The organism is Paenibacillus thermotolerans (genome assembly GCF_028745515.1).
GTDB classification, from domain to species: domain Bacteria; phylum Bacillota; class Bacilli; order Paenibacillales; family YIM-B00363; genus Paenibacillus_AE; species Paenibacillus_AE thermotolerans.
Map to the genome: position 1 here is coordinate 19,923 of NZ_JAQZSG010000045.1, position 11,831 is coordinate 31,753.

8 protein-coding genes and 8 tRNA genes are annotated in these 11,831 nt (G+C 52.2%); all 16 read right to left on the bottom strand.

Annotated elements, in window-relative coordinates; all coding sequences use genetic code 11:
- Positions 1-19: 19 nt before the first annotated feature.
- Entirely contained in the window at positions 20-898 is an 879-nt protein-coding gene (gene rsiV / locus PT964_RS23655) for an anti-sigma-V factor RsiV (RefSeq protein WP_274365836.1), read from the bottom strand.
- Positions 882-1,400 carry an RNA polymerase sigma factor gene (locus tag PT964_RS23660; RefSeq protein WP_274365837.1) on the bottom strand — a complete coding sequence of 173 codons (519 nt, stop codon included), beginning with the start codon at positions 1,398-1,400 and terminating at the stop codon, positions 882-884. The genes rsiV and PT964_RS23660 overlap by 17 nt, the downstream gene beginning before the upstream one ends.
- A 9-nt stretch (positions 1,401-1,409) precedes the next feature.
- Positions 1,410-3,299: an acyltransferase family protein gene (locus PT964_RS23665; RefSeq protein WP_274365838.1), complete on the bottom strand. Its 1,890-nt coding sequence runs from the start codon at positions 3,297-3,299 to the stop codon at positions 1,410-1,412.
- 434 nt (positions 3,300-3,733) lie between these two features.
- A complete protein-coding gene (locus PT964_RS23670; protein ID WP_274365839.1) occupies positions 3,734-4,687 on the bottom strand; it encodes a glycoside hydrolase family 43 protein in 954 nt (317 codons plus the stop codon).
- Positions 4,688-4,893: 206 nt separating this feature from the next.
- Complete coding sequence (locus PT964_RS23675; RefSeq protein WP_274365840.1) at positions 4,894-6,465, bottom strand: SagB family peptide dehydrogenase; 1,572 nt, start codon at positions 6,463-6,465, stop codon at positions 4,894-4,896.
- Positions 6,466-6,486: 21 nt separating this feature from the next.
- Positions 6,487-8,430 carry a TOMM precursor leader peptide-binding protein gene (locus PT964_RS23680; protein ID WP_274365841.1) on the bottom strand — a complete coding sequence of 648 codons (1,944 nt, stop codon included), beginning with the start codon at positions 8,428-8,430 and terminating at the stop codon, positions 6,487-6,489.
- The gene (locus PT964_RS23685; RefSeq protein WP_274365842.1) at positions 8,427-10,355 is read right to left on the bottom strand and encodes a putative thiazole-containing bacteriocin maturation protein; all 1,929 of its coding nucleotides are present in this window, start codon (positions 10,353-10,355) and stop codon (positions 8,427-8,429) included. The genes PT964_RS23680 and PT964_RS23685 overlap by 4 nt, the downstream gene beginning before the upstream one ends.
- Positions 10,356-10,540: 185 nt before the next feature.
- Positions 10,541-10,855, bottom strand: a complete 315-nt coding sequence (locus PT964_RS26640) for a heterocycloanthracin/sonorensin family bacteriocin (RefSeq protein ID WP_425262791.1) — start codon at positions 10,853-10,855, stop codon at positions 10,541-10,543.
- 231 nt (positions 10,856-11,086) lie between these two features.
- A tRNA-Pro gene (locus PT964_RS23695) sits at positions 11,087-11,160 on the bottom strand.
- A 7-nt stretch (positions 11,161-11,167) separates the two neighbouring features.
- A tRNA-Leu gene (locus tag PT964_RS23700) sits at positions 11,168-11,247 on the bottom strand.
- A gap of 13 nt (positions 11,248-11,260) precedes the next feature.
- Positions 11,261-11,337, bottom strand: a tRNA-Arg gene (locus PT964_RS23705).
- Between the two features lie 7 nt (positions 11,338-11,344).
- Positions 11,345-11,419, bottom strand: a tRNA-Gly gene (locus PT964_RS23710).
- Positions 11,420-11,426: 7 nt separating this feature from the next.
- Positions 11,427-11,506 (bottom strand) — tRNA-Leu (locus PT964_RS23715).
- 13 nt (positions 11,507-11,519) lie between these two features.
- Positions 11,520-11,595: transfer RNA gene (locus PT964_RS23720), tRNA-Lys, on the bottom strand.
- Positions 11,596-11,606: 11 nt separating this feature from the next.
- A tRNA-His gene (locus PT964_RS23725) sits at positions 11,607-11,679 on the bottom strand.
- 12 nt (positions 11,680-11,691) lie between these two features.
- Positions 11,692-11,777: transfer RNA gene (locus tag PT964_RS23730), tRNA-Tyr, on the bottom strand.
- Positions 11,778-11,831: the final 54 nt, after the last annotated feature.

Consider the following 11,831-nt stretch of genomic DNA (forward strand, 5'->3'; position numbering starts at 1 on the left):
TTGTTTATCTCCCTATCATTTATTTTACGTATTCGTTACTTACAAGTACCGGAGCGATCGCATCGGTCGGAATCATGAATTCCAGCACGCCCATATATCCCGGAGCGACCTCATATTTATTAAAGACGATAACAAGCTTCCCGTCCTCGTTAATATAAAAGGGTTGATCTTTGGCTATAGATATAAAGTTGAGTTCATCGATCTTATTTCCCGTGCCTTCTACCCAATACATTTTTTCGGAGTCGGCCTTCATCTGCTCCTTCATCTGTTCTTTAATGTTATCGCTGATCAGGTTGATATATCGGTCATCTGTAAATAAGCTCGGCAAAGTAATTAAGATCTGATTTTTCTTGTCGACGGTGTCGTATTTATACGTTGTGGAAGAAGAACCGACCGTATTCACGACATATCTGCCCACGGAGAGAATCCGTTCATTGTCGGTTTTTACGACATAGCCGCTGTCTACACCCAGGTGTCCTCCTCCGTGTTCTTTGAGCTTTTCCATCTCTGCAATAAAATCGTTGTACAGCTCTTTGCTTTCCTCCAAATATTTTTTGTTTAAGGTTTGTTCCAAAGTTTTATTGTCCAAGTTCGTAATGGCGGGCACTTGTATAGTGGCGCTGGCCGTACCGCTGTCGATTTTATATTCTCTAAACGTAAGCACTTTAACGATCGAACCGACGACAGGCACTTCCGATAAGGAATGGGCGAAGGCCGGGCTTGTATTAAGTCCGGCGATCAATAAAATAGCCGCTGCGCCGGCTCCCGCCATGTATTTCTTGTGTAACGACCGGCTTTCCCCTTGTTGCTTAAGAGCTTTCCTGACGACGAAATCCAATTGTTCCGGGATTGGAACTTGCTCATATTGGTCTCTCAGTTTTTCAAGGCGCTGATCCATAGTCTCTTCTCCTCCCGGGAGCCGGCTGCTCCATTTGAATTTTCAACAGCTTGAGCGCTTGGTACACCCTTGCCTTCACCGTATTTATGTTTTCGTTCAACACTTCCGCCACTTCTTCAAACGTCAGGTCTTCAAAAAATCGCAAGACGATGACGGTTCTATATTTTTCAGGAAGCTGACGCAGCGTTCGATCCATATCGATATCCGCATAGTCGTCCTCCGATTGCTCCATAAACGCATGAAGCTGATCGTCCTCCATAGGCTGGATCTTCTTCCGCTTTCTGAGCAGGTCGAGCGCCGTATGAACGACAATTCGGTAAAACCAGCTTTTCACGGCCCCCGGATCTTGAAGTCTCGACTTTGTTTTCATTGCCTTGTAGATGGATTCTTGAACGATGTCCAGAGCGTCGTCCTTGTTGTTAACATAGCTGTAAGCCAGCCGGTAAATATGTTCTTTATGGTCCAAAATGAATGTTTCCAATATGGAATCCCGATCGTTCATCCCCACATCTCATTGCTCCCCCTGCTGTATTGCTTTCGTAACAACCGAAGTATAGTACCGAGCTCCCTTGTCTTTCAGGTGGACCCCGTCATCCGCGAAATACGAACCTTTCCCTTTACTTGCGGAATACCAATCGATGACGGTTGCTTTGGGAAACTCTTTCGCCACTTCTTCCAATGAACGATTTACTGCGTCCTGCCATTTTCTTGGAACGCGGGTGTTTACTATAAAGATTTGCTTCGTGTCCTGTTCGAGGGAAGCGAGCAATTCACGCAAATATTTTTTGCTGAAAGAACCGTTCGTGCCAAGTTCAATAATGATCCGGTCGCCGAGCTTGCCTTCTTCCTTCAGCCGCTTCACAACGTCCTTCGCTTCAGACATTTGTCTGCCCACTTGGCCATCGATCACGATGCCGGGCAGCAGCTTCTCCAAGTGCGGTGCGGCATCCAATAAAACGGAATCGCCTATTGCAGTAATTCCGCTGCCCGCTTCCGCCTTCGTATTTTCAGGCGCCGATTCCTCGGGAACTGGCGGTGGCGATTCCTCGGGTACAGCAGGTGCCGATTCCTCGGGTACCGCCGGCGGCGGCAATTCCTCGGCCATGACCGGCGGAGCTTTTTCTACGGTGGCCGGGGCGCGATCCGTTGTATCCCCTGCAGCTCCGGCGGACGATACGGCTAAAGGCTGCCCGGCTTTCAGACTGCCCGAGCAGGAAATCAGAAGCAAAGAAAATAACGATAATGCGAATACGTATCGGGGTTTTGTAGGCGTCCAGCGCCTTATTTTCCCCCATAGGAGCGCATAAGACCCATTGCGCATCGGTTCTTCGACAAACTTCCACGATAAGGATGACAATATCATGCTGAATAAAACTTGAAAGACCGCTCTGCCCGCATGAAACCCTTCCGCATCGACAGTCGGAGTAGTGAGAATAATTACGGGGTAATGCCAGAGATACAGACTGTAGGATCGCTTGCCGATCCATCGAAGCGGTTTGCTTCCCATTAGTTTGCCTACGATACTAGCAGGGTGAGCCAGCACGGCTGTAACGAATGCAGTCAAGAGGGAAAATAGAGCAAGTCCTCCCCTGTACAGCGATTCATCGTATTCGTTCGTCGTCCAAATCATCCGGATGACGGCGAATATTCCGGCAGCGCCGATCAGATCAAGACTCCACCGGGATCGTGCCGAAAGCTTCGCGGTCAATTTATTGCTCGGCCATACTGTCGCCAATGCGGCGCCGATCAGCAGGGCAAACACTCGCGTGTCCGTACCGTAATAAACCCGGCTCGGGTCCGTTCCGGGGACGTAGATGAACGCCATCGCAAGCACAGAGGCGGCTGCTCCCGCAAAAATAAATAAGAGCATTCCGCCGCGTTGACGAAATCGATGCAGCGCAATCATCAGCAACAGGGGCCAAAATATATAAAACTGCTCCTCGATAGCCAGTGACCAGAGGTGACCGATCGGAGACGGCGGACCGAAACTTTCGAAGTAAGAGACGTTATGAAAGATGAGCCACCAATTATGAATGTATAGCGCCGCGGATAAGAAGCCGTCCTGCAGGGCAATAAGCCGCTGTCGGTCAAACAGGAACAGCCATGCACCTACAACTGCAAGCATCACGAACATGGCCGGCAACAGTCTGCGCGCTCTTCGGATCCAAAAATGTTTCAGATCGACGGATCCTGTATTTTTCCACTGTACAAGCAGCTGATCCGTTATCAGATAGCCTGACAATGTGAAAAAAACGCCAACTCCCAGAAAGCCCCCGGGAGCCCAGGCGGCGTCCAGATGATACGCAATGACGGCTATTACCGACAATGCTCTAAGTCCGTCCAAGCCCGGCATGTATCGTCCTTTCTCAATGTTGGGGTTCATGCTTTTTGCGGTCGCCATTAGAGAAAGCCCCCTGTTTCGTTATCCTCATGTTCTATAAATGCAAGACGTAGAAGGCTGCAAAAAAGTTGGAGGATGAACGCAGTGTTTTAATGGAAATACCCAATCTCAGGCATCTGACCTATCATATTCAGATGTATGGCGGCTCGCTCTAACGTAACGGACAGGGATGCAGTTATTCGGCGTTTTGAATCGGGTTTGCAGTTTTAACGGACACCACTGCAGTTATTGCCTCGAAAAAGCGGGAAACAGCACTAAAAATGGGGAATAGCGTCCATGGTGTCCGTTAGCGAAACGGTGGCGGGTAAAATGGCGATATAGCGTCTGTGGTGTCCTTTAGCGCCGCAGAGGTTAACAAAGGGGGGCATGGCAACCTTCACAGACAACAAAAGGACGCTCTCGGCGTCCCTTGTGTCCAGCTTTTATTTGTTTTCTCAATCCGCGATCGGCCGCGCTTCCACACCCTCGAACGTAATCGTAACGGACTCAATTAAGCCGTCCTCGCCGAATTCGAGCTTATCGATGCAGAGCACCCGGTGATTCCGGTCGTCTATGCCGAGAGGGCGCCGATGGTAGACGATGAACCACTCGTCCGTCCCCGGCACGTTCAAAAAGCCATGGTGGCCGGCTCCTGTAGCCACCTCCGGATTTTGCTGCAGGATGACCCGTTCACGCCGGAAAGGACCGAGCGGCGAATCGGCCACTGCGTAAGCTACCGCATAATCGGGACCGGTCCAGCCGCCTTCCGCCCACATGAAGTAATAACGGCCGTTCCGCTTCATCATACACGGGCCTTCCACGAAGCCTTCCGGCGTTACTTCCTTGAAGATCTCCCCATCCGAAAATGGTATGAAGCCGGTCATGTCATCGTTCAGCTGAGCGACATTGCAGTGTCCCCAGCCGCCGTAATACAAGTACACCTTGCCGTCATCATCCGCGAACACATGAGGATCGATCGGCTGGGCTCCATGATGGAAACGGTCGATGAGCGGCCGTCCCAGTGCGTCGCGGAACGGTCCCTCCGGCCTTTCGGATACCGCCACGCCGATGCCGCCGATCTCGTCGTCGCTCTGGATATCGTTAGCCGCGAAGAAGTACCAAACCTTCCCGTTCCGTTCGATCGGCGAGGGCGCCCACATTGCTTTGTGCGCCCACTTCACTTCCTCCACGGATAAAATCCGGGGGACTTTCGTCCAATGGACCAGGTCCTTCGAGCGGAACGCATCGAAGAACGTTTGCTCCTCGTATATCGCCGAATACGTGGGATATATCCAGTATTCGCCATCGATTACGCGTGCCTCCGGGTCTGCGTAATGGCCCGGAACAATCGGATTGCCTGACCGAATCAAGCCCTCCGCTTGCTTCTGTTCGTCGGACTTTCCCAACACTTCCTTTCGCCTCCCTTTTTTCGAATGCCGGATACGTCTCGAATGTGAATAAAATACCGGTAAAACAGGTGAATCATAGGCGATATTCACGAAGCTGTCAAGCAACTGTCAAAACAAAAGCCCGTACCTTCAAAGTACGGACCATATATGCGCAATCGGCTTGATTAAAGCGGTCAGCCGCTTGTTGACTGTTGTTGAGCTATGAGCTAGCTGTGCATCGCTCCTTCCAAACTGGGACGAGGACGATACGGACCGATAGGGATTTGGATCAAGCTGGTTTTTCCCTGCCGGTTCACCTTGTAAATCGCATCGGATATATCCTCGCGAAATCCGAGCAGCGGGCGTCCGCCCATGCCGACAGCGGACGCGGCCAACAGCAAGCGTTGCACGTAAATACCGGCCTCCATCTGTTGGATACGGTATCCTCTGCTCCCTAATGCCGAATGGAGGTGATTGTTGTCACCGACCACATGAAAGCAGAGCGGCACTTGAAACATATTTATATTGTCCAGAGACATTCCCTCTTGCAGCCGAAGCCGATGGTCTCCGGGAAACACCCGCCGCAGCGCATGAGCCGAGCCGTCATAACGATATGCTCCATCCGGAACGCCGTCAACGTTATATAAACAACCGTACAAGGATATCCGGGAAAAGCGGCTGTTGGGGCCATCCAGATCGTTGCGATAGGAAAAGGAAGCCACCGCCTCCAGCAGCATAACGGCCAATTGCGGTTCGGTTACTTTGTCCAGTACGAATTCCATCTCGGGCGAGAACCGCTTTCGGCAAACCGTTGCCATATCGTACGATAACCTATTTATGCGGGACAAATAGAACGACTGCAGACCGCTTTCGCCATGCTTCCTCTCCTCGAGCCGCCGAAACGAACCCGATGACTCCAGCATGGATGCTTCATTCGCCTTGGTCAACATCGGGTGCTCCTTCACCCTGCGCGACCGCACGTAATGATCGTGCCGAACGGCCGGCAGTTCACTGCATAGCTCGGCAGCCGAATAGCCGCTTCCTCCGTGAACGTCTGTAAACCGCATATTCGCAGGCTCAACCGATAAAGGGATAACGGAATACGCGCTTTCCTCCCGTTCAGATAATCCTAAAAGACGGTTGACCGCCCGATCAAGAAACTGATAAAACACCACCGCGGAATAACCGAACCGTTTCGCCACTTCAAGCAATTGACCGATCAATACTCCCGTATCCAGCCCCTGCAGACGATATGAGAAGTTATGATATTTAAAAAAATTTTTCCAAAACATCGCAGAAATGAAAGTAACGCCGAAACAAGCCGATACATCGCACCGATCGCCGAGTGCCCGGGAAAGAAAGCCGTCAAAATCGCCTTCACGAAGCAATACCAAGCGGTGGTGCGCCGCATCGTAATGATAAATTCCGCGAGGAACGTTCTTTATCTTGAGGTATACGTACAATTCGTTCGGATACAAGCCGCCTCCGGATGGCACGAACCTCCGCATCATCTGCATAGGACCTGCCGAAGGGAATGGCGAATCCGCTAATTGACATAGCTGCGTCAAGCCGTAGACGTACCACAGGAAGTGGCCGATTTCATCCAGTTCGGGCAGAGCGGCCGACGGCTTCTTCTCTTCAAGCGTCAACGGCACTTCCGCGGATAACGGAACTGTCGGCAAGCCCCGATAAAGCTTGTATTTAAGAGGTGCATCGTTCCAATCGACCTCCCAATCGGGGGGTACGATCTCGTGGGTATTCCGGTGGAGATGGCGAAGAAATGTTTCCGGCGTCGACATCCTTTTACCTCCTCAGACTGCTTATGGGAACGGATGCGGATGCGGATTGAGCTCCTCCTTTAGTAGCGGACGCTTTGTATATCCGAGCTTCGCCGGCACATTCAATACCCTCTCGAGTCCTGTTATGCGGGCGAGATGATAACCGAACGTCATCGGCAGCATCCCCGGGATCAGCACCTTCACACAGCTTAATCCGTTTCGCTTCAATTCCGGGGTAGTTTGGTCCACCGCGATCACATCAAGGTTCAAATCACGGAACACATGGAGAATACCCTTCAGATCGTCGGTCAGGTCCGGACTTCTCGGCGTCCGATTGAACTCCTCCTCAAACGTTCGCAGCGGACGGTTTTCCTCCAGCAAAAAATTCAGCCGCTCTTGAGCTTGGGGCAAGCCGTAAAGCATGGAATGATCCTGCATCCCCCGAACTAACGAAGGATCGCGGAACATGCGAACGTAATCCTCCCTATGTTTGTCGAATTTCTCGTTAAGCGTCAGCATCATCCCCGATAGCTCATGAATCGTACTTTTTGCCGCCCGCACCGGATCGGGATGCGCGCCGGCCACACAAAGGAGATTGACTCCATGGGGCTTCCTGTTTTTCGCCAATGCCCATATGCTTGGAATCCCATGCTCCATCGTCGCGTTATATAGATACAGATCGAACCCCGCCACGGTTTTCAGACGATCGACCATTAAGGTAAGCTCCGGATCGCCTGCCGAGCTTGGGTCAAGACGCGGGAGCGGCAGTTGCGCGTACCACGTCAAAAGAAACGAATCTCGTTCGACCACTTCCATAATGCCGTAGAAAATAGCCTCCTCCAAGCTTCCACCCAACGCGCAGCCGTTGGAGCCCTCTTGGACAAACCCGTGACCGCAGCTTGAACTGTAGTAGGCGAGCAACTGTGGAACCAGAATCGGGCGTTCCTGCAGAAACGAATAACCCCATACCCAGTCCAACGGTTCATCAGGATTAAACGGCTTGAAAGGAAACCCGGGAAGCTCGTATTGCTCCTTCGAGTACAAACCGACCGTGTCGGGATTCAGCGCATAATCCGCCAATTTGCGGTAACTGCTGCGAATAACCGTCCGTTTGCCTCGAGGCGCTGTACCGCAATACCGTTCCAAGCCTTCCAATATGCCGGCCAATTCGCTTTCCGCATAGGAATGCGTGCGCCCCGACGTTACCTCATGTCCCCCGAACATGGGAAGATTCACACTCACATCGGCAAACGGAGACACGAGATCGACTATTTTTCCGTTCATTAAACCGGTCCTGTAATCCAAATAGTCTTTGACTAAAAATTGCTTCAACTCTCCCATTGAACGGGTGCGGTAACTGTTTTCACCGATTTTCGGGCTTGGCTGCAGTGAAATCGAGGCCATCTCCGGCGAATCGGCAGGCAAACGCCCGCAAACCGGACACAGCGGATCCTGCAAAATAAAGTGGCTTGTGCACTGCAGAGTCTTCATATCGATGAAAAACATCCGTTCTTCCGAACGGATCCGGTTCCCTTGGAGCAGCTTTTGCGTCTCTTCCACAAGCAAGTGCGCCATCTGCAATAGACCGGAGTTAGACGCCCACGCGTCTTTCGGAATTCCTCCGGCTTTCACAAGATGCTGCCGAAGCAGCCACGTTTCCTTGTGGTCACGCTCCGCCAAGAGCCGACGGGTATCCGCGCATTGAGAGCACAACGGCGAACCCGGACGCACCAGCGGCCCGAGCACACCCTCGCCGAACGCGATGAAGCCCCTTAGCCAAGGGATTTCCGCTGTCTGCAAAACCTTCTCCGCTTCGAGATGTACGGCAGGATGCCAAGCATCGTGCAGCACCAACGCGAAATCCGTCCCGACCGGTACGCCTGAGCCGAAATCGGCCAGACGTTCGACCCGATAACGGCCGGAAAGTTCTCCGCAAACGAGGTCCGCCAATCTTCCTGTTCCGACAACGGCCACGACTGCGTTCACTTGCCCGCCCCCTCTCTCAGCGACACACCAAACACTCCTCCCGGCACTTGTTTCAAAAACGGTTCCACAGCCATATCCGCAACAGTGAGACGTTTTCCGTTATTTCCCAAAATCTGCAGAGCATCCCTCAATACTTCCGGTTGTGCGGTATCGGCACTCGTCGGGATCGTCAAAATTTTTGGGGACTGTTCTCCAATGAACACCGATGAGATTTCCCGCACTTGCGGCATACGGCACGAGGTTTGATTTTGTTGCTTCAACAACGCCGCTTGAAGCGCCTTCCGCAAAGCCAACGTCACATTCAAGCCGACGCTGCCGTACCAGCAATCACCCGTACCGACCCATACGACGGGGAACCCGAATACGTTCTCTCCCAAGCCGATGCTCGGCGTACCTCGCATGGAGATCAGCGACTGTAAATAAAACCGGCATCTTTCATCCAGCACATCGCTTAGCCTAACCTTAACGACAGACGGTGGCCGGTTCCTTAATTGGCTGGCGAAAGACTCGGCCAAATGCGCTTGCAGGCCGCGCGCCACGGCTTCCGCGGCCGTTTCCCCCGCCCCGGCTCCGAATTTGGTTTCCGGGCCGACTGCGAGTATACCCGCCAATCGCGAAACATACGTTTCGATTCCGACCAGTCCCGCCTCCCGCCTTGCTTCTTCGTGAGTCAGTCCGGTACAGACGAAGGCTGGAAGCAAATCTGCAGGTCCCTCCGATAATGGGTCGACCGCCTGAACGCGGCATTGAGACAGCGGAAGCTGCATCAAATCCCCTTCCTCCCAAATATGGAAGATTCCTGTTTGCGCCGAGGTCAATTGGCTGAAATAGGGAAACAATCCGGTCGATGTCGTTTGGGTCTGGCTCCGTTTAAGCAGCGAGTCCCAGTCCTGAATCCTTTCGGCGGCAATGCCTCCTTGTACCGAAGGATGCGGTAGGAAAGAATGCCATTTGCCCTCCAACGTTTCCAGATCAAGCAGGAAGAACGAATTTCTCAGTTGAGATTCTGTCACTCCCCCAATCGTTTTAAACAGCTCGAACACGATAACATTAGCCAGCAGCGCTCCTGCCGTAGAAGAGAAGGCATATTGCTCCTCAGGGGCTCTGTATACTTCGGTCCGGTGTATCCGGCGCCATGCGGACTCCCAGCACCCTTCGGAGTTCGGATGTACGAGAGGACCGGCCATTCCTGTCTGATGCAATCGCATGGCGGGCAGAAGTATTTTTTTCTCTTCAATGCACACCTTATGAAGAAGGCGGAACTCCTCGCTGTCCCCCTCCTGCGATACGTAAAGTATCGCTTCAAACGGCTGAACGAGATCCCGCCAACCGCTTGCGCCTTCATACTGTAATATAACCTCCTCCAGCTGCACCTCGGGATCGGTCTTTCGGGCTTGCTCCGCCAATACCCTAAGCCGCTGCCGATTGGTCGGCGCCGAATTCGTTATCAACACATGCAGCTTCGGCAATCCGGACTCGATTAACGCTGAGACCAATGATACGAGAAACGGTCCGGAACCGACCGCTAATGCGTTAGCCTGTCGATAGGACTGAAACCGGAATGCCCCGGAATCGCCGAAGCTTTCTAAGAAGGCGATCTGCGTGCCGTATTTTTGGACAATCTCATCCGTCAATTGATGTGCGCGGTCACGGCTCACATCCCGTACAAAGCCTTTCTCGTACAAAACTTCAGCGATTTCAAACACCCGGTTGCGGACCGGGGCTGACAGACCTTCCGTCAAATGCGCCAATGTATATTCGCCATTGAACATCGGGATCAGCTTCTCAATCCACCGATCGATCATCTCGCCTTCCATACGGAACGTGCCTTTGTTGTTCCGGAAGTACACACCGTTGCCCGGAACGGGGAGAAAGAACGTGTCTCCGTTTACTTTCAGGCGGGCGGCAGCGGTCAAATTTGTCATTGCACTCCTCCTCGTGACTCGCAAAATTTTCACCATGACGTCACGTTCACATTCGTTAATCATATTAATTTTATGTACGTTTATTTGTCCTTCATGTCATGTCACCAAAGTAAAAAAAGCCCCTGACAGCTTGACGCTGTGAGGGGGCGGGCACGTGCTGCGCCGCAATTCTTTGCCGCTCGAAGTCAAACCCAAAACCCGCCGCAACGAAAACCGCCGCAGAAACCGCCGCAGAAACCGCCGCAAAATCCTCCGCAGCGAAAACCTCCGCAAAACCCTCCGCAACGAAAACCGCCGCAAAAGCCGCCACAAAAGCCTCCGCAAAAGCCTCCGCAAAATCCGGCACAAACGCCGAAACCGACGCGTGATTGATCATCCACATATTGAACGTTCGGGTACTGCCCTGGCGGGTAATAGTACTGTTGATTCCAAGGGGTCATAGGACTTGCTTGGAATTGGGAAACGCTTAATTGTTCGAGCTCATTTTTGAATTCATTCATTTTACATAGCCTCCGGGAAAGTATTTGCCCTAGAACAGCGGCTTAATGTTATGTCGTATTTTATGGTGCGGACTCCGCACTTGTTACTGATGAATTCGCCCATTTTATGGGCTTTTGTACTAAAAAAGGGGCTCACATTTATAAAATGTGAACCCCTTCGACTTATTTCTGCAATTTTGCATGCAAAAAAGGCCAATTCCGACGCTTGGCCTTCAGTGTTGTTTCTAAGTATCGGGACGACACGATTCGAACATGCGACCCCCTGGTCCCAAACCAGGTGCTCTACCAAGCTGAGCTACGTCCCGATCTAAGTGCCGGTAGAGGGACTTGAACCCCCACGGTTTCCCTCACGATTTTGAGTCGCGCGCGTCTGCCAATTCCGCCATACCGGCAATTCATAAAAAATGGCGTGCCCTAAGAGATTCGAACTCCTGACCTTTTGATTCGTAGTCAAACGCTCTATCCGGCTGAGCTAAGGGCACAAAATAATGGAGCGGACGATGGGATTCGAACCCACGACCCTCGCCTTGGCAAGGCGATGCTCTACCACTGAGCCACGTCCGCATGAGTATGCGCGTAGAGGGACTTGAACCCCCACGGTCTCCCGCCAGATCCTAAGTCTGGTGCGTCTGCCAATTCCGCCATACGCGCAAACTAACTTATATGGTGAGCCATGAAGGACTCGAACCTTCGACACCCTGATTAAAAGTCAGGTGCTCTACCGACTGAGCTAATGGCTCATACTCCAAAGGGCGACCGATGGGACTTGAACCCACGAATGTCGGAACCACAATCCGATGCGTTAACCCCTTCGCCACGATCGCCAACATAAGAAATGGTGGGGGATGATGGATTCGAACCACCGAACTCGTAAGAGAAGAGATTTACAGTCTCCCGCGTTTGGCCACTTCGCTAATCCCCCGTGAACTGATTGCGGCTTACTTTAGGAAGTAATGGCGGAGCCGACGGGATTCGA